21 protein-coding genes are annotated in these 20780 nt (G+C 68.6%); 6 read left to right on the forward strand and 15 right to left on the reverse strand.

Annotated elements, in window-relative coordinates; all coding sequences use genetic code 11:
- Positions 1-79 precede the first annotated feature (79 nt).
- The 4 genes from MCHLDSM_RS03890 to MCHLDSM_RS03905 all read right to left on the reverse strand — a co-directional run bounded on the left by MCHLDSM_RS03890 (position 80) and on the right by MCHLDSM_RS03905 (position 3124).
- Complete coding sequence (locus MCHLDSM_RS03890) at positions 80-454, reverse strand: hypothetical protein (RefSeq protein WP_048468954.1); 375 nt, start codon at positions 452-454, stop codon at positions 80-82.
- A gap of 148 nt (positions 455-602) precedes the next feature.
- Positions 603-1754: a serine hydrolase domain-containing protein gene (locus MCHLDSM_RS03895; RefSeq protein WP_048468955.1), complete on the reverse strand. Its 1152-nt coding sequence runs from the start codon at positions 1752-1754 to the stop codon at positions 603-605.
- A gap of 36 nt (positions 1755-1790) precedes the next feature.
- Positions 1791-2645: an SPFH domain-containing protein gene (locus tag MCHLDSM_RS03900; RefSeq protein ID WP_048469006.1), complete on the reverse strand. Its 855-nt coding sequence runs from the start codon at positions 2643-2645 to the stop codon at positions 1791-1793.
- A gap of 11 nt (positions 2646-2656) precedes the next feature.
- Entirely contained in the window at positions 2657-3124 is a 468-nt protein-coding gene (locus MCHLDSM_RS03905; RefSeq protein WP_048468956.1) for a hypothetical protein, read from the reverse strand.
- 291 nt (positions 3125-3415) lie between these two features.
- Between MCHLDSM_RS03905 and MCHLDSM_RS03910 the strand changes: the two genes are divergently transcribed.
- From MCHLDSM_RS03910 to MCHLDSM_RS03920, 3 genes are all read left to right on the forward strand, one after another.
- Positions 3416-3889 carry a DUF4262 domain-containing protein gene (locus tag MCHLDSM_RS03910; RefSeq protein WP_048468957.1) on the forward strand — a complete coding sequence of 158 codons (474 nt, stop codon included), beginning with the start codon at positions 3416-3418 and terminating at the stop codon, positions 3887-3889.
- A 57-nt stretch (positions 3890-3946) separates the two neighbouring features.
- Positions 3947-4969 carry a zinc-dependent alcohol dehydrogenase gene (locus tag MCHLDSM_RS03915; RefSeq protein WP_048468958.1) on the forward strand — a complete coding sequence of 341 codons (1023 nt, stop codon included), beginning with the start codon at positions 3947-3949 and terminating at the stop codon, positions 4967-4969.
- Between the two features lie 339 nt (positions 4970-5308).
- Positions 5309-6346 (forward strand): Gfo/Idh/MocA family protein, encoded by a 1038-nt coding sequence (locus MCHLDSM_RS03920; RefSeq protein WP_048468959.1) that lies wholly within the window; start codon positions 5309-5311, stop codon positions 6344-6346.
- A gap of 1 nt (position 6347) precedes the next feature.
- Here MCHLDSM_RS03920 and MCHLDSM_RS03925 read toward each other — a convergent pair whose 3' ends face one another.
- The 3 genes from MCHLDSM_RS03925 to MCHLDSM_RS03935 all read right to left on the reverse strand — a co-directional run bounded on the left by MCHLDSM_RS03925 (position 6348) and on the right by MCHLDSM_RS03935 (position 9122).
- Positions 6348-7208 (reverse strand): oxygenase MpaB family protein, encoded by an 861-nt coding sequence (locus tag MCHLDSM_RS03925; protein WP_048468960.1) that lies wholly within the window; start codon positions 7206-7208, stop codon positions 6348-6350.
- A gap of 51 nt (positions 7209-7259) precedes the next feature.
- Positions 7260-8300 (reverse strand): glycosyltransferase, encoded by a 1041-nt coding sequence (locus tag MCHLDSM_RS03930; RefSeq protein WP_234713845.1) that lies wholly within the window; start codon positions 8298-8300, stop codon positions 7260-7262.
- Positions 8301-8465: 165 nt separating this feature from the next.
- Positions 8466-9122 (reverse strand): LuxR C-terminal-related transcriptional regulator, encoded by a 657-nt coding sequence (locus tag MCHLDSM_RS03935; RefSeq protein WP_130376664.1) that lies wholly within the window; start codon positions 9120-9122, stop codon positions 8466-8468.
- Positions 9123-9223: 101 nt separating this feature from the next.
- Between MCHLDSM_RS03935 and MCHLDSM_RS38345 the strand changes: the two genes are divergently transcribed.
- The 3 genes from MCHLDSM_RS38345 to MCHLDSM_RS03945 all read left to right on the forward strand — a co-directional run bounded on the left by MCHLDSM_RS38345 (position 9224) and on the right by MCHLDSM_RS03945 (position 10595).
- Positions 9224-9379, forward strand: coding sequence for a DUF6131 family protein (locus tag MCHLDSM_RS38345; RefSeq protein ID WP_168439977.1), 156 nt, complete (start codon positions 9224-9226; stop codon positions 9377-9379).
- A 90-nt stretch (positions 9380-9469) separates the two neighbouring features.
- A complete protein-coding gene (locus tag MCHLDSM_RS03940) occupies positions 9470-10051 on the forward strand; it encodes a hypothetical protein (RefSeq protein WP_048468962.1) in 582 nt (193 codons plus the stop codon).
- A complete protein-coding gene (locus MCHLDSM_RS03945; protein ID WP_048468963.1) occupies positions 10038-10595 on the forward strand; it encodes a hypothetical protein in 558 nt (185 codons plus the stop codon). Before MCHLDSM_RS03940 ends, MCHLDSM_RS03945 begins: the two co-directional genes overlap by 14 nt.
- 77 nt (positions 10596-10672) lie before the next feature.
- On the opposite strand, the gene MCHLDSM_RS38020 is transcribed toward MCHLDSM_RS03945, so the two are convergent.
- The 8 genes from MCHLDSM_RS38020 to MCHLDSM_RS03985 all read right to left on the reverse strand — a co-directional run bounded on the left by MCHLDSM_RS38020 (position 10673) and on the right by MCHLDSM_RS03985 (position 20652).
- The gene (locus MCHLDSM_RS38020; RefSeq protein ID WP_109788734.1) at positions 10673-11380 is read right to left on the reverse strand and encodes a hypothetical protein; all 708 of its coding nucleotides are present in this window, start codon (positions 11378-11380) and stop codon (positions 10673-10675) included.
- A 33-nt stretch (positions 11381-11413) separates the two neighbouring features.
- Entirely contained in the window at positions 11414-12220 is an 807-nt protein-coding gene (locus MCHLDSM_RS03955; protein WP_048468964.1) for a hypothetical protein, read from the reverse strand.
- Between the two features lie 93 nt (positions 12221-12313).
- Positions 12314-13651 (reverse strand): MFS transporter, encoded by a 1338-nt coding sequence (locus MCHLDSM_RS03960; RefSeq protein ID WP_048468965.1) that lies wholly within the window; start codon positions 13649-13651, stop codon positions 12314-12316.
- An 18-nt stretch (positions 13652-13669) separates the two neighbouring features.
- Positions 13670-15172: a serine/threonine-protein kinase gene (locus MCHLDSM_RS03965; protein ID WP_048468966.1), complete on the reverse strand. Its 1503-nt coding sequence runs from the start codon at positions 15170-15172 to the stop codon at positions 13670-13672.
- 71 nt (positions 15173-15243) lie between these two features.
- Positions 15244-16629 carry a WS/DGAT/MGAT family O-acyltransferase gene (locus MCHLDSM_RS03970; protein WP_048468967.1) on the reverse strand — a complete coding sequence of 462 codons (1386 nt, stop codon included), beginning with the start codon at positions 16627-16629 and terminating at the stop codon, positions 15244-15246.
- Between the two features lie 30 nt (positions 16630-16659).
- Positions 16660-17361: a mycothiol-dependent nitroreductase Rv2466c family protein gene (locus MCHLDSM_RS03975; RefSeq protein ID WP_048468968.1), complete on the reverse strand. Its 702-nt coding sequence runs from the start codon at positions 17359-17361 to the stop codon at positions 16660-16662.
- A complete protein-coding gene (locus MCHLDSM_RS03980; RefSeq protein ID WP_048468969.1) occupies positions 17358-18137 on the reverse strand; it encodes a maleylpyruvate isomerase family mycothiol-dependent enzyme in 780 nt (259 codons plus the stop codon). The genes MCHLDSM_RS03975 and MCHLDSM_RS03980 overlap by 4 nt, the downstream gene beginning before the upstream one ends.
- A 154-nt stretch (positions 18138-18291) precedes the next feature.
- Positions 18292-20652 carry a S15 peptidase family protein gene (locus tag MCHLDSM_RS03985; RefSeq protein ID WP_048469009.1) on the reverse strand — a complete coding sequence of 787 codons (2361 nt, stop codon included), beginning with the start codon at positions 20650-20652 and terminating at the stop codon, positions 18292-18294.
- Positions 20653-20780 lie beyond the last annotated feature (128 nt).

Below are 20780 nucleotides of genomic sequence, written 5' to 3' on the forward strand. Positions count from 1 at the left end.
GGCGCAGCGGGAAGGTTCATGGACGGCGAACGCGACTCGGCCCGTCACCGTGGTGGCGACGGGCCGAGCGGGGAGGGGATCAGGGCTGGGCGAGGACGGGCGCGCGATTGATCACCGGCGGCCGGAAGACGCCGCCGCTCCCGGACTCCGTCGGCTGGAAGACGCCGCCGTTCTTGGGCACAGTCGGTTGGAAGACGCTGCCGCGGCTGGGTGCTGTCGTCACGACGATCGTGCCGCCGCGGCAGCTGACGATCTTGCCGTCGACGAAGACGTCCTGGCCGTCGTCGATCGGGATCGGGTAGCCGTCGGCGTCGGTGTAGGTGCAGCCGCCACCGCCGGGGCCGGGCTCGTTGTCAGTGGCGAAGGCGGTGGCCGGAGCGACCGCGAGGACGGCGAAGGCGCCGAGGAGGGTGGCGGCGTACTTGAAGCCCCTGCGGGTGGTCGATGCGCTCATGATGTTTCCTCTCGGGTGGTGCTGGGTTGTTCTGCTGTTGAGAGGAATACTGCTGCTCAGAGGCCTCGGCCGTAATCGCCGGCAAGCCAGAGTCCAGTGCCGGGGAAGGAAGAGTTACCTACCCCTGAGGCAAGGGTTCGCCTTGAGCTCAGGAGACCGCTGAGCCGAGCTCCGCATAGACCGCGGCCTCGAAGCCGAGAATCGTCTCGACCATCTTGTCGTCGAAGAACGGCAGCAGCTGCGTCGCGATCACGGCGCCGATCCCGGCCTTGCGGTCGATCCAGAAGAAGCTGTTGAACAGCCCCGACCAGTCGGCCGACCCGGCGCTGCGCATGCCGGGCAGGTCGATCAGGTACAGGTGGAACCCGAGGCCCCACCCCTGGGGGACGTCGAGCAACTGGACCGGCTTGGTCAGCTCGGGGATGGTCGGCTCCATCTCTTTCGGCAGCGGCGCTCCGTCGAGGTGGTCCTGTAGCGCCAGGTCGACGGTCTCCTCTTTCAAGATGCGCACGCCGTCGAGCTCACCGCCGTTGAGCCAAGCACGCACGAACCGCCCGTAGTCCGCGATCGTCCCGTACGACCCGTGCCCGGCAGCGTCCCACTCCGGCTGGGCCGGCAGGTCGAGGTCGGTCGCCGCCAAGCTGCCGTCCGGCGCGCGGAAACGGATGGGCAGCAACCGTGCGCGCTGCTCGTCGGTCGGATCGAACGTCGAGTCCTTCATGCCGAGCGGCCGGTAGACGTGCTCGGTGAGGTACTCGGCCAGCGTCTGGCCGCTGACGGCCTCGACGACCATGCCGAGCCAGTCGGTGCTGACGCCGTACTCCCAGACCGTGCCCGGATCGTGGACCAGCGGCGCGCTGAGGCTTTCCTTGATGCCCTGGAGCGGGTTGGGGAAATTCTGCTCATTGCAGTACGCGAAGAGCTTGTGGTTGAGGAAGTGGTAGCCACAGCCGGCCGTGTGGGTCATCAGCTGCCGGACGGTGGCCTGCGTCGTGGGCGCCCGCAGGACCGGCTCACGGCCGTCGATGTGGTCGAGCACCTGCAGTTCGCCGAACTCGGGCACGATCGACGCGACGGTCGCGTCCAGGTCGATGCGCCCCTGCTCGACCAGTTGCAGCGCAGCGGTGGTGGCGACGGCCTTGGTCATCGACGCGTTGCGAAACATGCTGTCGCGCTTGGCCTCTCCAGCGACGCCCTCGTAGAGCACGCCGTCACGGCCGACCACCGTCGCGGCGACACCGTGCAGCGACCCGTCGGCGGTCACACCGTTCAGAAGATCGTCGATCCGCTCGAACCCCATCCCACGCTCCTCAGCTGTCACCGGATACGCGCGCCATCATCGCACTGTGGCCTCGCGTTGGGGCTGAGTCAGCGCAGCCGAGATGTCCGACAGCGACGCCGTCAGCGCAACCGGAACATCGTCGGCGTGCTCCTGCGGTGTCGACCGTTCGAGGAAACGCAGGAGTTCGACGGGGAAGGGCAGCACCAGCGTCGAGTTCTTCTCCGCGGCCACCTCCACCACCGTCTGCAGCAGCCGCAGTTGCAGCGCCGCGGGTTGCTCGGACATCACGGCCGCGGCCGCGGCCAGCTTCTGCGAGGCCTGCAGTTCGCCGTCGGCGGTGATGACCCGGGCCCGTCGCTCCCGCTCTGCCTCGGCTTGCCGGGCGATGGACCGCTTCATCGAGTCGGGCAGGATCACGTCCTTGATCTCGACGCGGTCGATGTGGATGCCCCAGCCCAGCGCCGGGCTGTCGATCATCAACTCCAGGCCCTCGTTGAGGTGCTCCCGATTGGACAGCAGGTCGTCGAGGTTGCTCTTGCCGATGATCGACCGCAGCGACGTCTGCGCGACCTGCCCGATGGCCGACATGTAGTCCTGCACGTCGACGGCCGCCCGCACCGGATCGGCCACTTTGAAATAGATCACCGCGTCCACCCGCACGGTGACGTTGTCGCGGGTGATGCCGTCCTGGGCGGGCACCGGCATCGTGATGATCTGCATGTTCACCTTCTGCAGGCGATCGGCGACGGGGATCAGCAGCGTCAGCCCGGGTCCGCGCACCCGGGCTTGCACCTGCCCGAACCGGTACACCACCCCGCGTTCGAACTGTTGGATCACGCGCACGCTGGTCCCGAGGACCGAGAGCAGCGTCAGGGCGACTGCTCCGGTCACCGCGTAGAGGATGATCATGATGCCTCCGTTCACGCGGCCGGGGTCACGTCGCGGCTGGCGTGGGTCGCGTGGGTGGCCGGCCGATGCCGCTGCGGCGCCCAGCCGACGTAGGTCAGGTACACCCCGATCAGCGCGGCCACACCGCACGCCGACATCCACCATCCTGTTGCACCGATCATGCCGTCGGCCAACGACATCAGCGTCTCCGGGAAGAACAGCAGCAGCACCGCCCGCAGGATGATCAGCCAGCCCAGCACCGAGACGACGATGGCCGCGGCACCGTGCCAGTACTGATGCAGGGCGACCACGACGAGGCCGGCGATCAGGATGAACGCACCCGCCATCCACGGCCACGCCGAGTCCGCCGAGAAGTCTGACAGCATCGTGCCTACGTCCGACGCCCGCAGCACGGCCGCGAGGTCGACGATCACCATGAAGGGGCCGAGCACGCGGGCGAACATGCGCGTCCTGTCGTGGACCTGTTGTGACGTGTCCATTGCAGTGACCTCCATCCGACGGACGGCTCAGCCCGTCGGGTACGAACAGTGCCGTCCCGTCAGGTCCATCAGAGCACCGGGTTCGGCTGCGGGATAGGGACCGAAGTCATCAATTCGCCCATTCCGCCCTGAGCCCGAAGGTCGAAAACCGTTGAAAGAGAATGCCGATCTTCGGAAGTGGTATCGCCGGCGATATCAGATCCCGAACAAGCACCGCATCACGTGACGATCAGTCAGATCTGTCGGTGGGTCGAGGCAGGCTGGTCCGTAACCACGACAGAAGGGGCGGCCATGTGCTGGCAGTGCGAGAATCCCGACAAGACCACCGACGACTACCTCGACGTCCTGCGGGAGACCATCAAGGACCACCGGTGGGCAGTGCAGTTCGTCGAAAGCGACAACCGGCCGTTCGCCTACACCGTCGGCCTGCACGAGAAGGGTCTGCCGGAATTGATGGTGACGGGGATGCAGGCGCAGACCGCGGCGAAGCTGCTGAACGTCATCGGCGGTCAGATGGTCGACGAGGGCCTGGTCTTGCAGCCGGCCGAACACATCGACTGCGGAGGACGGCATCTCCTCGAGGTGGTGGAGGTCGAGCACCCAGACGTCCACCTGAAGTTCGCTCTCAGCCTCTACGGCCCGAATGTCCGCGCCCTTCAACTGGTCTGGGCAGACAACGCCGGTCGCTGGCCGTGGGACCGTGGATGGGGCCATGGCCGACGACGACAACCAGTCCTCGGAATCCGCGGCCCATTGCCGACCTGATGCTCTGGAATCGGGCCAGCAGGCCCCGCGCCGCGCCCCAAGTGCCAAAATCTCCCCATGCGCCACCTCGTCTTCGTCGAGCCGGGACGGCTCGAATGGCAGGACGCCCCGGATCCCGAGCCGGGTCCCGGGCAGGCCGTGGTCCGACCGCTCGCGGTCGCCCGCTGTGATCTCGACGCCGCGATGGCGGGCTTCGGCATCTTCCCCGGCCCCTACCCCGTCGGCCACGAGATCGCCGGCGAGGTCGTCGCCGTCGGCGACGGCGTCAGCCACATAGAAGAAGGACAGCGCGTCACGGTGCCGTTTCAGGTCTCCTGCGGCCGGTGCACCCCGTGCACCGGTGGCCGTTACGCCGCCTGCGACCCCTACTACGCCCGCGCCGGCGCGGCCTTCGGCTTCGGCGAATCCGGCGGCGGCCACGGCGGCGGCCTCGCCGACCTGCTGCTCGTCCCCGACGCCGACCACCTCCTCGTCCCCGCACCCGAGTCGATCGGCGACGTCGCGCTCGCCACCGTGCCCGACAACCTCATCGACGGCTACCGCACCGTCGTCGACGCCCTGCGCGAGCGGCCCGGCGCCGACGTCCTCATCGTCGGCGGCGACGCACCCTCCATCAGCCTCTACACGATCCTCTGCGCACAGGCCCTCGGCGCCGGGACCGTCCGCTACGCCGACAACGACCCGCAACGCCTCGCCGCCGCGGCCGACCTCGGCGCCGACGTCATCGACGTCGGCACGCAGTTCCCCCGCCGACTCGACCGCGCGCCGATCGTCGTCGGCGCCTCGCTCAGCGTCGAGGGGTTGCACTGCGCGATCCGCTCCACCGAGCCGTACGGGCGCCTCACCGTGGTGACGATCCACTTCTCCGCCGCGACGCCGCTCCCGATGCTCGAGATGTACACCCGCGGCATCACCCTGCACACGTCGCGCGCCGACTCCCGGCGCTACCTTCCCGAGGTCCTCGAGCTCGTGGCCACGGGCACCATCGACCCGCTCGAGGTGCCGACCACTAAGGTCGACTGGGAGGACGCCGCCGACCACTGGCTCGACCCGGCGCTCAAGCTCGTCATCACCCGCTGAGCCCTGACCGTCGGCTCAGTCAGTAAGCCCATCGAATGGTCCGGTGCCGAGACCATACGGTTGTATGACCGCCCGCCACAGCATCTTTCGCTACCCACCGGTAACGGTCTGATGTTGCGAGACGATGACATGGAATGCCAGACGCCAGGAATGACACGATTGGCAGCTAAGGTATCCCCCTATGTCCCCGTACGCCCGCCCGACGGCACGCATCAGCCAAACCTGCGCTGACGCTGCCTACTTCGCCCAGGCGTCAACTGGCACAGCGTGCCGTGAATTATTCACACGGCTAACACAGCTTCCACGGTTCGCTCACACTCCGTTACTGGGCGTTCAACCATGACCGACACCGGCGCAGCCATCGTGGGCACCGGCCTGATGGGCCGCGTGCACGCAGAAGCGTTGGCGCGCATCGGCGTTCCGGTGGTCGGCGTCGTCGGATCGAGCTCCGACCGCGCCGCCGCCTCCGGACTGGGTGCCTACTACTGCAGCTTCGAGGAGATGCTCGACGACCCCCGCGTCCGCTCCGTCCACATCTGCTCCCCCAATCATGTCCACCACGCCCAGGCGATGGCCGCTATGCGCGCCGGCAAGCACGTCATCTGCGAGAAGCCGCTCGCCCTCACCCCCGCCCACGCCAGCGATATCGTCACCGCCGCAAACGATTTCGGCGTTGTCAACGCCGTCTGCTTCATCTCCCGCTTCTACCCGCTGTGCCAGCGGGCCGCGCGGAGCGTCCGCGCCGGCGACCTCGGATCCCTGCGACTGATCACCGGGTCCTACCTCCAGGACTGGCTGTCCAAGGACACCGACACCAACTGGCGCCTCGACCCCGAACTCGGCGGCCCGCTGCGCACCGTCAGCGACATCGGTTCGCACTGGCTCGATCTCGTCGGCTTCATCACCGGCCAGCGCGTCGAATCGGTGATGGCCGACCTCACCACCGCCCTCCCCGAACGGTCGAGCACCGACGACATCGCCGGCATCCTGCTCCGCTTCGACGGCGGCGCCCGCGGCGTCCTCACGCTCTCGCAGGTGTCCCCCGGGCGCAAGAACCAGCTCGCCGTCGAGCTCAGCGGCGCCGACGCGTCCCTGCGCTGGGACTCCGAGAACCCCGAGCAGCTGTGGACCGGGCACCGCGACCGGCCCAACCAGCTGCAGCTGCGCGACACCGGCGACTACCCGGCCGGCCACGTCCAGGGCTACCCCGACGCGTTCAAGGCGTTCTTCCGCGCCGTCTACGACGCCATCGACGCCGACGAGCCCCCGGCCCGGCCGGACTACCCCACCTTCGTCGACGGCTTCGAGCAGGTGCTCCTCGCCGAAGCCATCGCCGAGAGCGCCCGGCTCGAGACCTGGGTCTCCGTCCAGCGCTGACCTACCCCGCGTTGGCCGTCATCGCCCATCGGATGCCGCCGACCAGCACGTGCCCCGCCGAGCGGACCACCGTCGCCTCCACCGGTGGCAGGTACGGCAGCCACAGCGGACCGCGCGCCCACCGTGGCAGCATCGCGACCGCAGCCGCGGCCAGCGCCGTGTAGGGCGCCCGCGCCAGCACCGGCAGCGGAGGCGTCAGCAACAGGAACCGCGCTGCATCCCGGGCCGCGGCCGTCCCGGACAGCTCCGGCCGGTACGCCGCGAGCCGCTCGGCCAGCTCCGCCTCGGTGCGCGGCGGGTCGACCACCCCGAGCTTCATCGCCACCTCCGCGGTGTCGGCGACGTACGCGTCGCGGCCCTCCTGATCCAGCGGCTGCGAGCCGTACAGCTGATGCGCTCGCAGGAAGCTGTCGGTCTCGGCGATGTGCACCCACTCCAGCAGGTGCGGGTCGCCGGCCTCGTACGCTCGGCCGTCCGGTGCCGTCCCGCGCACCCGGCGGTGGATGCCGCGCACCTTGTCGACCGCCCGCTGCGCGTCGTCAGCCGCGCCGAACGTCGTCACCGCGAGGAAGGTGCTCGTGCGGGCCAGCCGGCCCCACGGGTCGCCGCGGTAGTCGGAATGCTCGGCCACCCCCGCCATCGCCAGCGGGTGCAGCGACTGCAGCAGCAGCGCGCGCAGACCACCGACGAACATCGACGCGTCGGCGTGCACGCGGCGGATCGGCCGGTCCTCGGGGAACCACCGCGGCCCCGGCGTCTCGTGGATCCGCGCCCGGTTCTCCGGCCCCTCGGGGCCGGCCACCATGCCGAACAACGCGCTCCCCATCCGGGTGCGGATCGCGCCGAAGTCATACAGGGTCATGCCCCCATTGTCCCTGCCCGGCGATGCCGCCCTCGTGCCGAAAGAATTTGGTCACATCCGCCCACCGGGCGTCCCGGGCAGCCATAAGCTGACGCCATGCGCGGCCGTCGTCGGGCAACGTGGGGGGCCATCGCCCGGCTGGCAGGTTGCTGCGTCCTCGCCGGGCTGCTGGTCGCCGGGCTGATGTTCCCGTTCGTCGGCGGCGCCGGATCTGTCCTGATGCGTGTATCCGCTTCTGCCACAGAGGAATCCCAGCACGACGACCGACGCGGTCTGCATCAGCGCGGTCAGCGCCGCGGGTGTGCGGTAGGCGGCGTCGAAGGACACCGAATCCTCGACACCGAGTCGTTTGGCCTGTGCGACAAGGCTTTCGCGATAGATGTCGCCGTACAGGGCGAGCACCTTGGGGTGCGTGCGACCCGCGACGAGGTAGCGGGGCTGCTGGGCGAGGTCCTTCAGCGAGGCCATCGCATCGATGACCCGCTCGATGCCCTTGCCCGGCCCCAGCAGACCCCACGACAGGAGGATCGGCCGGCCCGAGCGCTTCGATGCGGCAACCGTGGGCAGCGCCGCCCCGTGCGGGATGGTCGCGATCTTGCGGTCGTTGACACGGAAGCCCGCGCGCAGCCGCAGGCGCGCGGTGTTCGACATGACGACCACCTGATCGGCGCGTGCCATCACCTCGTCGAGGACCGAACGTTGATGTGGCGTAGGGGTTGTCAGCACGGTGTGCACGATGACGATCGAGGGCACCGTCAGGGCCTTCATGACCTCGATGACCTCATCGCCGTCGGCGCCGCCGTAGATGCCGTACTCGTGCTGGATGATCGCGACATCGCGCCGGTTGAGCAGCTCCGCGGCGGCCGCGACGGATGCCGCGGAGCCGTTGACGAGTTCACCCACGACATCGGTGCGTGCCGAACGGGTGCCGTCGGAGATACGCACGACGTTCACATCGACGCCCCGCGCGGACAACCCGTTGGCCAGAGCGGCGCTGAACGTCGCCAGGCCGCAGACGGTCGGCGCGTACGTGCTCAGGATCCCGACGCTCGGGAGGAAGGGGAGGTGTTCCAGCCCGAAGGGGGCGATCAACGGACTGATGGAGGTACGTACATTCACAAGGTTCCCGACTGGGCTGTTGCCACCGGCGTGACCGGCGTGGGCGAAGACTCGGGAAGACCAATGCGAAAACGAGAGACGGTCCAAGCGGGACTGCTGGGTGGACCAGCTTCTGCCAGTCTACGCCCTAGGAGGCCTCTACGGGCCGCCTCGCCAGTGCTCGATGCGGCTGTGGTCAGGCAGAAAGCCGTGCTGCATTCCCCACAGCACGGCCTGCGTCCGGCTCTCGACGCCGACTTTGCGGTACAGCGACCGGATGTAGGACTTCACGGTGTTGGGACTGAGGTAGGTCAGCCGCGCGACGTCGGCGTTGCTCTTGCCCTGGGTGATGAGGGCCAGGATCTCCGCCTCGCGGTCGGTGAGGCCCTCGCTGCGACCGGGCCAGTCGTTGCCCGGAGCGGGACGCGTGCGCGGCGGTGTCTCGCTGACCACGGTCTGTCCTTGGTGCACCGCCTCCAAAGCCGCCACCAGTTCGCGCGCCGGCAGCGTCTTCGACAGATATCCATGGGCACCGCGCTCCCGCGCGCTCGCGACCAGGTCGGGGTGAAAGTTCCACGTGTACACCACAACTCGGCGTGCACACGGGTTGGCGACCAAAACGCCGATCTCCTCGTGGTCCGACTCCGGTTGAGCGAAGCTGTCATACAGCGCGATGTCGACGGTGTCCTTCAGCGGCATCGAGGCGTCCAGTTCGGCGACGACCACGCGGTCGCGATACGGCTCGAGCATGTTGGCGACGCCTTGGACGACGACGTCATAGTCGTCGATGAGTGCCACCGTGATCGCTTCGGCCACGGCGATGACATTACCCCCTTAGGGGTGTACCGCCACACCCCTGAGGGTGGTCGACTGAACCCGGTCTGAACGGCCGACAACTCGATACAGAAGGCTCAATCATGATCATTCTCGGCATCATCGCGGTCATCGCGGGACTCCTCCTCCACATCTCCATCCTCACCACGATCGGCATCATCCTCGTCGTCGTCGGGGCCATCCTCGCGGTCCTCGGCTCCACCGGCCGCGCGGTCGGCGGCCGCCGGCACTACTTCTGACCTCTGACCTGCGGCTGGTGACACCGGTCACAAACTGACGTTTGCGTAGACGGTGCCCTGGCTACCCGACTTCCACGAAAGGAGTTCAAAATGCCTACCTGGCAATGGATTTTGATCGCTGCAGCAATCATCGTCGTGATCGCTGCCGTGATCCTGGCTGTGCGTTCCGGCGGCGGCCGCAAACGCAGTGAACAGCTCAAGCAACACTTCGGACCCGAGTACGACCGGGTGGTCCACCAGACCGGTGACCCCAAGGCCGCGGAGAAGGAACTCGCCGCTCGCGCCCGTAAGCGCGACAAGCTCGACATCGTCGCACTGTCACCCGTGGCACGCAACGACTTCGAGATGCGTTGGGCGCAGGTGCAAACCGATTTCGTCGACGATCCGGCACGGGCCGTCGGCACCGCCGACCTGCTCGTCACCGAGGTCATGCGCCAGCGTGGCTACCCAGTCGACGACTTCGAACGGCAGTCGGCCGACATCTCCGTCGACCACCCGCACATCGTCGAGAACTACCGCGCAGCACACAGCATCCACGACGCGCAGCAACGCGGCGAGATCGACACGGAACGGCAGCGGGAGGCCTTCGTGCACTACCGCGCACTGTTCGAACGACTGCTCGACACCACCGACAACGACACCTCGAAGGAGGCACGGCATGACCACGCATGATCAGCACACCGACGCTTGGGCCAACCAGGCACCGCAGGGCCAGCCCCAGTACGCCACGGAGGGGCAGAACCACATCCCCGAAGATCAGGTCGCCCCGATGCAGCACGACACCACCGCGACGCACGGTGCCGGTCCGCCGACCGCGCCGATGGATCCGCAGGCCGCCGGCGTCGCGCAGCAGCACGGGCAGCACGGGCAGCCGACGGACATGCAGCGGGATGTGGCATCACAGCGCACCGAGGGCACCGAGCGCACCGGGCATGAAAGCGACGTCGACGGAAAGCTTTTCGCCGACGACGAGCTCGCCGGACTGCGGGCGCGGTGGGATGCCGTCCAGGCCGGCTTCGTCGACGATCCCAAGGATTGCGTGCAGAAGGCCGACGGTCTGGTCGCCGACCTGGTGCAGCAGCTCACCACCGGCTTCGGGCAGGCGCGGTCCCGCCTCGAAGAGCAGTGGGGCCGCGGCGAGCAGGCCTCGACCGAAGACCTGCGCGTCGCACTGAAGCGCTACCGCAGCTTCTTCGAGCGGCTGCTCTCGGTCTGAGGCTCTGAGACGACTGTGGGGGTTGTGCACGCATTTCACCGAATTCGCGTGCACAACCCCCACACTCGCGCGTCACGTCAGGTGGTGACCTCGAGGCGCGCCGAGCCTGCGTTGCCGCCGGCGCCCGGCGCACCCGGCTGACCCGGGGCCCCGTTCATTCCCCACGCCGGCGCCGGGCCGGGGTTGGGGCAGTCGCTGCTCGAGTCGAACACACCGCTGGTGTTGCCCTGGTCGCCTGGGGCGCCACCGTGGCCGCCCTGGCCGCCTGACCCTCCGCGTCCGCCGGGGCCACCGCTGGCGTCGAGGGGATCGCTGTTGGTTGAATTGTCCACCTCGCACTGGACGAGGATGCTTCCCCCGTTTCCGCCGTTGCCCCCGTCGCCGCCCCTCCCGCCAGCGCCGCCGTTGCCGCCGTTGCCACCCATGCGGCCGTATTCGCAGTCGTTGCCGTTGCCGCCTCGGCCGCCCTTACTGCCGTCGCCGCCATCACCGCCCGGGCCACCTCTCCCCCCGTCGCCGCCGCGAGCACTGAACTTCACCGCGCCGTTGATGACGCCGACCTTGAACGAAATCGATCCCCCGTTGGCCCCGCGGCCGCTCGAGACACCGTCGGCTCCTGTTCCGCCCGGCCCGCCCGGCAAGCCCAGTTGTGCGCAGTCGTCATCGATCCAGTTGCAGTTCGCCCCCTGCGCCTGCGGCGGGGGATTCGGTGAGAACGCTTTGTCGGGCTTCGGGGGGACGTCGGTCCAGGAACGGCCGGATACGTCGATCGTCGCGACGGACATGAGAAGACTCCTTTTCGTAGACGGATGTTGAGGTCAGGCGTGGCTTCCGGCCTGTGCCAGAAGGTATTCGGCATCGAAGCCGGGGAGGTGCTTGTGCGCGGCGAGGACGTCGGTATCGGAGACCGCGCTCGACGAGAGCTCGGTCAGCAACCCTCCGACCGTGAGTTCGTCGGGCAGCACGTACCGGGGGATGTCCAGGTCGGGGATGATGACGGGCGCGTTCTTGGGCCCGTTGAGTTCGCTGCACGTCACGCGGACGTGGCGCGACTCGAATCGCAGAACCCCGTCGGCTTTGATGGTGATGACATCGGCGTTGAGGACGTGCACCGTGGGAGCCATCAGCAGCAGTGCGCCGGCACCCACGTCGACGTCGTCGGGGTAGGCGATACCCACGAGCATCACACCTCGGCTGTCCAGCATGCGGTTGACGGTGTGCTGAATCCTCAACACTTCCGGATGGTCGAACGCGAACGTGCGCTCGCCGCTGTTGGACAGCAGCTGAGCCATATTCGACTGATACCAGCGGCGTTTGACCCGCGGCCCCGACGCGCAGTCCGAACAGCAGTCGTCCGCCGTCGACCGGGCATGCGTGGACTGCTCGCGGAAAACAGCGTCATCGGCGCGCAGCGCCTCGAGGGTGTCGCGCTCCGAGAGGTTCGCCGGAATCAGGCCCAGGGTCTGCAGATCTTCGAACCCTTCGACCCGGGCGATGCGGTACACCTCACGGTAGGACTCGGAGAGGAAGCCGACGGCGACGGACTCGCCGTCGGCGACGGAGATGGAGGCGCCGCTTCGCCGTACCGCTTGGGCCGCGCTGACAGGACTCGGGAAAGTGCTCATGGACCTCGTCTCCTCCGTGGAACGTGAATGTTCCTGAAGTGTGGCGAGAACCGAGGACTCAGGCCTGCGTAGTGGACTACCTGTCTTTGCGGCTCACGCGCGGAAGGCCGAGCCCCGCTCCCGATCCAGATAGGTATCGGCCTTGTTGCGCAGGAAGAACACGTACACCACCAGCGACACCGCGATGCACACCGTGACGTAGCCGATGAACAGCGGGACCTGGTTCTCCTCCTTGGCCGCCTGGTAGATCAGGGGCGCCGTCCCGCCGAAGATCGAGTTCGCCAGCGCATACCCGACCCCGACGCCGAGCGCCCGCACATGCGCGGGGAAGAGCTCCGACTTCACCAGCGCGTTGATCGACGTGTACCCGGTCAGGATGATGTAGCTGACTGCCACGAGCGCGAAAGACGTGAGCGGTGAACGTGTCTCGGGTAGGTACGTGATGAGCACATAGGTCCACACCAGCCCGCCGACGCCGAAGAACACCAGCATCGGTTTGCGTCCGATCCGGTCGCTGAGGATCCCGCCCACCGGCTGCAACAGCATCAGGAAGACCAGCCCGGTCAGGTTGATCCACGTCGCCGTCATGCCCTCGCCCTTGTACGCGGTCTTGACGATCGCCGGCGCGTTCACGCTGTAGGTGTAGAACGCGACCGTGCCGCCCAGCGTGATCAGGAAGCACAGCAGCAGCGGCCGCCAGTACTGCGTGAACAGTGCCCGCATCGACCCCGCACCCGGGTCCTCCCCCGCCTTGGTCGCCTCGATGACCTCCTCGGACAGCGACTCGTCCATCGTGCGCCGCAGCCAGAACACCACCACCGCCGCCACGCCACCGACGGCGAACGCGATGCGCCAACCGAATTCGCGCAGCTGATCGTCGTCGAGGGTCGTCTGCAGGATCAGCAGCGTGAACTGCGCCAGCACGTGCCCACCGACCAGCGTCACGTACTGGAACGACGAGAAGAAGCCGCGCCGCTCCCGCGTCGCCGCCTCCGACATGTACGTCGCCGACGTCCCGTACTCACCGCCGGTCGCGAACCCCTGCACCAACCGCGCCACGATCAGGATGATCGGCGCTGCCATCCCGATGACCGCCTGCGACGGCACCAGCGCGATGATCAAGGAGCACAGCGCCATCAGCGACACGCTCACCGTCAGCGCAGCCCGCCGGCCCCGCCGATCGGCGAACCGTCCGAAGAACCACGACCCCACGGGCCGCATCACGAACGTGATCGCGAAGATCGCGTACACGTACACCGTCGAGTTCTTCTCGGACTCGTCGAAGAACTGGCCCTCGAAATACGTTGCGAACACGGTGTAGACGTAGACGTCGTACCACTCGACGAGGTTGCCCGATGACCCGCGGATCGTGTTCCAGATCGCCCGCCGGGTCTCGGCGGTGCTCGACCGCGGCACTGTCGTGGTGGTCATCGTTGCCCTCCCCCTGTGTCAGCCCGAACCGTACTCCAAAGCCGGCTCCGGATCGACACTCCGGCTGCTGGAAATCGTCAACTGATTCGGCTGCACGTCGTAGCGGGTGCCGTCGGCGGGGTTCGACACGGTGAAGCCGCCACCCGAACGCTGCGCGTTCTGCAGTTCGAGGCTCGCGCCGTCGCTCAGCCGCTCGCCCCGGTAGTAGTAGCTGTCGCCGGACTTGCACACCACCGCCAGCGACAGCGACGTGCGGATCGCCGCCGCAGGCTTGCTGCCTTCGTCGCAGCGCGCCGAATGTCCCACGAAGCCTTGGGAATCCGTGCCCGACACCCCCTTGATCGGCTTACCGCTCGCCGTCGAGGTGGTGGTCGTCGTCGACGTGGTCGTCTCCTCGGTGGACGTCGAGGTGTCCGCGGACGACGACGTTGGTGGCGGTGCGGCGAGCCGCGACGTCGGCGCGGTGCCGCTGTCGCCGCCGCTGAACGCCAGCACCAGCGCCAGCACCACCGCGGCGGTCAGCAACACGATCGTCGCCACCATCAACGCCACCTGGCCCTGACTGAACCGCCGGGCGGGTCGCTGCGGACGCGGGGGCGGTGCCGGCGCGTACGGCGGCGGGGTCGGATAGGCCGCGGAGAACTGCCGCGTCGACGGCGGTGGCGCTGCCGGGGCGACCGGCGCCGCGCTGGGCGCGCGTTCGGCCGCCGCACCCGCCGCGCGGGCCAGGTCCCCGGCCGAGGTGTACCGGTCGGCCGGGGCCTTCGCCATGCCGCGGGCGACGACGTCGTCGAACGCGCGGGTGATGCCGCGCCGCATGATGCTCGGCCGCGGCGGCGCCGAGAACATGTGCGCGCTCATCACCTGGCGCACGTCGGCCGCCTCGAACGGGGCCCGGCCCGTCAAGGTCTCGTAGAGCAGGCACGCCAGCGAGTACACGTCCGACGCCGGCCCACCGCGATCACCGCTGAACCGCTCCGGCGCCATGTAGGCGCACGACCCGACCACCAGCCCCGTCGACGTCACGGTCGCCTCGCCGCCGCCGTGCGCGATTCCGAAGTCGACGAGATAGGCGAAGTCGTCAGGCGTCAGCAGCACGTTCTCGGGCTTGATGTCGCGGTGGACCAGACCGTTGGCGTGCGCGGCGTCGAGCGCCGCGGCGACCTGCCGGATGATCGCCACCGCCCGGCGCGGCTGCAGCGCGCCGTCGGTGCGCAGCACCTGCTTGAGGCTCGCACCCTCCACCAGGCGCATGTCGATGTAGAGCACGCCGTCGATCTCGCCGAAGTCGTGCACCGGGATGACGTGCGGTTCCTGCAGCCTCGCCGCCACCCGCGACTCCCGCCGGAACCGCTCCTGGAAGGAGGGGTCGGCGACCATCTCGGGCCGCAGCAGCTTGATCGCCACCATGCGCTCGCGCGCGGTGTCATAGGCGCGGTACACCTCGCCCATTCCCCCGACCCCGATCACCGACTGCAGCTCGTAGGGTCCGAACCGCGTGCCGACCTTCGGGGAGCTCATCAGGTAATCCTTTCCGTTCGTCGCCGGGCACGCCGCAAGGCTTCCCGCTCCGAGCGGCTCCCTAACGCCGGTCAGCAACCGCGCAGCAATTCGCCCAGCTCGGCGTCGAAGCGATCGGCCAGATCCCACAGGTCGTCGACCAGTTGCGGGCACGAGATTATGCCGACGTTGAGGCGGTCGGCCACCGACATCACCGTGATGTTCAGCCCGGAGCCGTGGAAGATCGGGCCCAGCGGATACAGCGCGCTCACCTCGGCACCGCAGCTGTACAGCGTCGTCGGCGGGCCGGCCACGTTGGAGATCACCACGTTGTGGATCGCCGTGCGTGTCAACGGCGTGCGGGACATCACACCCAGCAGCCAGCCGTACATCCCCCGCGACAGCAGCTGCGCCAGGTCGATGAGCAGCGTCGGCCCCAGCGATCCGCTGTGTTCTTTGGCGCGCGTGTTCGACCTGGCGATCGCGTGCAGCCGCTCGACCGCATCGGCGACGTCGGTGTGCAGGTTGCTGAACATGCCGGAGAGCTGGTTGCGGCCCGGCCGCGTCGACTCGCCGTGCACCGACGCCGGCACCACCGCGATCAGCGGTTTGGCGGGCAGCTCGTCGCGGTCGGACAGATAGCCGCGTAGCGCGCCCGCGCACAGCGCCATCACCACGTCGTTCACCTTGACGCCGCACGCGTTCTTGACCTTCTTGACGTCGGCCAGATCGAGCTGCACCAGCGCGATCGAGCGCTCCGAGGTCAGTTCGTCGTTGAACCGCGTCCTCGGCGCCGAGAACGGCGCGGCCATCGCGGTGCCCGTCACCGCCCGGTTGACGGTCTTCGCGACCATCGCCGCGGTCTCCGGGACCACCCGGGTGAGCTGCCAGGGCCGGGTCACGAACCGCACGAGACCGTCGGCCGCGATCACCCACGGCGGCGCGTCATCGGGACCGTCGACGGGAGCCGGCGGCGGCGCGTCGGGCTCCACATCGCACAGCGTCTCCAGGAGGTTCGCCGCGGACACGCCGTCGACCGCGGCGTGGTGCACCTTGATCATCAACGCGAGCGGGCCGCCGTCGTCCAGCGCGGCGCCGTCGACGCCCTCGATCACCCACATCTCCCACAGCGGCTTGCTGCGGTCCAGCGGCACCGACGCGATGTGCCCGCACACCTCGGCGAGCTCCTTGCGGCCGCCGGGCGACGGCACCCCGATGCGGTTCAGATGCCGGTCGAGGTCGAACGCCTTGTCCGGCACCCACACCGGATGGTCCAGGTTGAGTTGGCTGTCGCCGAGCTTGGCGCGCAGTTCGGGCAGCGCCTGGATCCGCTCGCCGATGTCGTGGTGGAACCGTTCGAAGGTGAAGCCGCCCGGCACCGTCGACGTGTCGACCATGACGACCGAGCACACGTGCAGGGGAACGGTGGCCGACTCGCTGTACAGAAGACCCGCGTCCAGACCACCCAGCCGTTCCACCCGTCCGACGTACCCCCTTCGACGGCGGCGTCAAACTCCCGGCGGGGTGAACGAGACGACCGTGCCGCGGTTGATCGACACCCAGTCGCGGGCCTCCAGGTACGGGCGGAACGTCTCGGCGATCGCCTGCTGGTCGGCGGGCGTCTTCGGCCGCTGCAGTTCGTAGAGGTGCGGGAACTCCGTCCACGCGACCACCGCGTCCCACAGCCGCAGCGCCGCCTCACCCGTCGGCGGGTCGATCAGCACCGGCCCGAACAGGCACTGCCCGTCGGGAAAGAACAGTGTCGGCACCCCGTAGCCGTCGGCGTCGACGACGCGCTGGTGGTCGGCCATCACCTCATCGCCGGTGGTCGGATCGGCGATCGCCTCGTCGACCAGGCCCGGGTCGAAGCCGAGTTCCTCGAGCAGGTGCTCGGCGACCGCCCTGTCGTGCGGCTTGTGGCCCTCGACGTGCAGCGCCCGCGCCGCCCGCTCGTACCAGGCGTCGACGTCGGCCATCGACCGGCGGCGCAGCAGCGCGCCGATCCGCATCATCGACCAGCCGTAGGACCACTCCCGCTCCCACGGGTGCTTCTTGCCCTCCTGGCGGTTGATCTCCTCGAGGCTGAAGAACCGCCAGTTCACGGTGAGGCCGGTCTGGTCGCGCACCTCGCGGATCCACCGCGACGTCTGATACGCGTACGGGCACATGACGTCGAAGTGGAAGTCGACGGAGTCGGGTCGGTTCGTCACATCGTGAACCTCAGCGTGCGGGCGGCGCGATCGCCGAGCGCGTCGTCGCCCTTCCAGGTGATCGTGCCGGCGTCGATCTGGGCCTGTGGGTCGATCCGGCCCGACGCGAGCTGGATGAACGTCGTCGAGTCGGTGGTGACGACGACGTCCGGGTCGTCGAGCTGGTCGACCTTTTTCGCTTTGCCGTCGACGCGCACGTGCAGCTGCCGGGTGACCGGCCCGGTCAGGTCGAACGTGATACTCCTGCCGTCGGGCAGGCCGATCTTCTTGCCGACGATGTAGCCGATGGAGTTCTCGACCTGGTCGAGTACCAGTTCGGCGGCGATGCCGTCGTCGTCGGTGGCGCGGCCCAGCGCGGTGGTGACGTCGCGTTCGTGGACCCAGATGTCGAAGACGCGGATCGCCAGGAACCGGCCGAGCGTGCCGGGGCCGACGGGCATCCAGGACGGCCGGTCGAGGTCCTCGGGGGTCATCGACGCCAGATCACGCCGGCGCAGGTCGAAGACCCCCCGCATCTTGTCGGGGTACGGGGTGGGGTCGGCGACGAATTCGGCGGCCCGCTCGAACGGGGGCAGCTGCTCGACGGTGTCGGGCCACCAGCCGGCCAGTACGGCCTCGATGCTGACCACGTGGTCGAACACTTGGCGCACCGTCCAGTCGGGGCACAGCGACTGCGCCTGCCAATCGGCGTCGCTCAGGCCCTCGGACAGGGCTTCCATCGCGGCGTAACAGTGTTCGGTGGCCTGGCGGATGTCATCCAGCGTGCGGGGTGCCATGTGTCTTCTTTAGCGCCGGGACGCCGGGCCGGGCGGTGTTTCGGGCGAAATGTGAGCCAGGCACCTCTTCTGCGCCCTCGAACCGAGATTGCCGCCATGGTCGTCCGACCCTGGAGGCAATCTCGCGCAGAGGGCCCAGAAGAGTCGCCCTTCCTCAGGCCGCGACGGTCTCCTGCACCGCGTTGGCGGCCAGCGTCGGCAACGACACCGACATTCCCTCGACGTCGATCCGGCCCCACGAGTAGAAGTTCAGGAAGTCGATCGTCGAGGTGACGATCTGCACGGTCACCGACTGCCCCGGCTGCAGCGTGTGCGCGACCTGCTCCAGCGAGTAGGTCACGGTGTGCGTCTGCCCGTCGAGCACGACCGGGATCGGTGTCGCCTGGTTGCCGAGCACCAGCCGCGTCTTGTCGTCGACGATCTGCGCGTAGACGTGCGTGGCGGTTCCGGTGCCCGAGTAGGTCAGCGTCAGCTCCGGCGCCCCGACGATGTGCGTCACCTCCGTCGCGGCGGGCACCTCGAGATTCACCGCGTTGAGTGCCGGTGCGGCAGAGGGCAATCCGAGCACGATGCCGAGCAGTCCGCTGAAGATGACCCGCGGCTGCGGACCCGAGCCGCCGATGAACGGCACGAACGGGATGGTCTTCGGGTCGGTGCGCTCACCGGTCAGCGGTGTGCCCGTGGTCGCGACGGGGTAGGTATCCGACGAGTACCACTCGCCGTTCTGGTCGGTCCACTCGAACTGCGGTCCGGTGTCGGCGGTCGCGTCGTCCTTCACGTAGTGGTCCAGCCACGCCAGCGTGCGGTCGATGACGAGCTGCCCGTCATTGCGGGTGCTCACGCAGGCGCCGTGCCCGCCGCAGTACCAGACCACCTTGGTCGTCGTTCCGGCCGCGATGAGCGCCTTGGCGTTCGCATCGGCCTGATTCAGCGTGAAGAGCGTGTCCACGGTGCCCTGGAACAGCAGCGTGGGCGTGGTGATGAGACCGAGCCGATCGGCATAGCCGCGGTCGTTGAGCAGATCGACGTCGGCCGGGTCGACCGTGCCGAACAGGATGCCGCGGATCGCCGCCGGCAGGATCCGCTCGTTCGGCCGGGACAGCGTGAGCACCAGTACCGACGACAGCAGGGTGGCCCAGCCGCTGCGGACCGCCTCCCGCGGGAACAGCACATCGGTCAGGCTGTTCCACGCGATCGTCGGGACGATCGCGTCGATCCGGTGATCGTAGACAGCCGAGGCCAATTGGATGCCGCCGCCGTACGACGCCCCGACCATCCCGATCTTCGGGTCGTTGATGCCGTCGAGCGCGACGTCGGGCCGGGTGGCCAGCCAGCTGATGATGCTGGAGATGTCGCGGCCCTCGAAGTCGGGTGACTGCAGCTGCATGCGTCCGCCGGAGCGCCACTCGCCGCGCGGATCCCACGACACCACGTTGTACCCCTGCTCGCGCAGCAGCCCGATGCCGATGACGTCGTGCGGAAGCAGGCTGTCGTAGCGCAGATTCAGCGTCGTCGGCCCCGGCAGTCCGAGGCCGGGCCCGTCGAGCACGGTCGGCGCCTGGCCGTTCTCGTCGTAGACCAGCGAGGGCATGAAGTTCACGAAGATCTCGGTGCCGTCGAACGACGTCACCCGGTAGCTCTTCGCCTGCGGCGTGCCGGGCGGCGCGAAGTGGTCGATCGGGAAGCCGATGATCGGTTGCAGGAAGTCGCCGACCAACGGAATCGCATGCAGCGCAGAGACGATCGGCGTGACGATGAACGTGCCCACCACCGGGATGTTCTGCAGCCACAGCAGCGGCGGATGCACCTCCTCGACCGTCACCCCGGTGGGGATCGGGTACCCGTCCGGGCGGCTGGTGGTGGTCACGTCACCGACGCTGGTCGGTGTCTCGTTGGTGGCCTCGCGGCCCGCGGTCACCACCGACATCACCAGTGAGGCCAGCGCCGGCAGCGCGGGATCCTCATCGGTGTCGGCGTCCGCATGCTTGGCGGCGAGGCGTTGGAACAGCGTGGTCGTGGCGCGGACCGGCGTGTCCGGTTCGTCCTGCTCGACCTCGACGGCCGCCGGCTCCGTCTCGGCCGACGGCTTCTCGACGACGGCGGTGGGCTTCTCCTCGGCGGCCGGCTCGGGGGCGGCGACGGGTTCGGGTGCGGCGGCCGGTTCGTCGGGCTCCGCCTTCGGGGCTTTCTCAGCCTTGTCGGAGTCGGCCTTGTCGGCCTTCGCGGCGGGCTTGTCGAACGAGAGCTTGTGCCGTTTGCGGGCGGGCCTGGTGCCCGCATCCGGCGTGCCGTCGTCCGTCTTCTCCGCCGCGGTCCTGGTCGGCGCGGTCCTGGCCGGGGCGGAGACGGTGTCGGTCGTCGTCGACGATCCGGAAGACACCGACGTCGATGACGTGTCCGACGAGGAACCCCCGTCGTCCGCGACCGCGACCCCGGCGCCCGCGACGATCGCGGCTCCGATCCCGAGTGCTACCGCCAACCCGCCGACACGACCCACGAAAGACCCCGCACCCATGGGCTCCATAGATACCGGTCGGGTCCGATGTCCGTGGCGGGTTCGACCGATCGCGCCGGATACCGCCGTCGATTCCGGCGAAGACCACCGAAATCAGCCGCCGGTCGACGCCACCGGCAAATCATCGG

The organism is Mycolicibacterium chlorophenolicum, assembly GCF_001044235.1.
GTDB lineage: Bacteria > Actinomycetota > Actinomycetes > Mycobacteriales > Mycobacteriaceae > Mycobacterium > Mycobacterium chlorophenolicum.

Excerpts from the sequence above, each read along its gene's own strand:
- MCHLDSM_RS03900 (WP_048469006.1), bottom strand. The coding sequence starts at position 2,645 with ATGATCATCCTCTACGCGGTGACCGGAGCAGTCGCCCTGACGCTGCTC.
- MCHLDSM_RS03920 (WP_048468959.1), top strand. The coding sequence starts at position 5,309 with ATGACCGACACCGGCGCAGCCATCGTGGGCACCGGCCTGATGGGCCGC.
- MCHLDSM_RS03955 (WP_048468964.1), bottom strand. The coding sequence starts at position 12,220 with ATGAGCACTTTCCCGAGTCCTGTCAGCGCGGCCCAAGCGGTACGGCGA.
- MCHLDSM_RS03895 (WP_048468955.1), bottom strand. The coding sequence starts at position 1,754 with ATGGGGTTCGAGCGGATCGACGATCTTCTGAACGGTGTGACCGCCGAC.
- MCHLDSM_RS03915 (WP_048468958.1), top strand. The coding sequence starts at position 3,947 with ATGCGCCACCTCGTCTTCGTCGAGCCGGGACGGCTCGAATGGCAGGAC.
- MCHLDSM_RS03905 (WP_048468956.1), bottom strand. The coding sequence starts at position 3,124 with ATGGACACGTCACAACAGGTCCACGACAGGACGCGCATGTTCGCCCGC.
- MCHLDSM_RS03945 (WP_048468963.1), top strand. The coding sequence starts at position 10,038 with ATGACCACGCATGATCAGCACACCGACGCTTGGGCCAACCAGGCACCG.
- MCHLDSM_RS03980 (WP_048468969.1), bottom strand. The coding sequence starts at position 18,137 with ATGGCACCCCGCACGCTGGATGACATCCGCCAGGCCACCGAACACTGT.
- MCHLDSM_RS03890 (WP_048468954.1), bottom strand. The coding sequence starts at position 454 with ATGAGCGCATCGACCACCCGCAGGGGCTTCAAGTACGCCGCCACCCTC.
- MCHLDSM_RS03910 (WP_048468957.1), top strand. The coding sequence starts at position 3,416 with ATGTGCTGGCAGTGCGAGAATCCCGACAAGACCACCGACGACTACCTC.
- MCHLDSM_RS03940 (WP_048468962.1), top strand. The coding sequence starts at position 9,470 with ATGCCTACCTGGCAATGGATTTTGATCGCTGCAGCAATCATCGTCGTG.
- MCHLDSM_RS03985 (WP_048469009.1), bottom strand. The coding sequence starts at position 20,652 with ATGGGTGCGGGGTCTTTCGTGGGTCGTGTCGGCGGGTTGGCGGTAGCA.
- MCHLDSM_RS03925 (WP_048468960.1), bottom strand. The coding sequence starts at position 7,208 with ATGACCCTGTATGACTTCGGCGCGATCCGCACCCGGATGGGGAGCGCG.
- MCHLDSM_RS03965 (WP_048468966.1), bottom strand. The coding sequence starts at position 15,172 with ATGAGCTCCCCGAAGGTCGGCACGCGGTTCGGACCCTACGAGCTGCAG.
- MCHLDSM_RS38345 (WP_168439977.1), top strand. The coding sequence starts at position 9,224 with ATGATCATTCTCGGCATCATCGCGGTCATCGCGGGACTCCTCCTCCAC.
- MCHLDSM_RS38020 (WP_109788734.1), bottom strand. The coding sequence starts at position 11,380 with ATGTCCGTCGCGACGATCGACGTATCCGGCCGTTCCTGGACCGACGTC.
- MCHLDSM_RS03960 (WP_048468965.1), bottom strand. The coding sequence starts at position 13,651 with ATGACCACCACGACAGTGCCGCGGTCGAGCACCGCCGAGACCCGGCGG.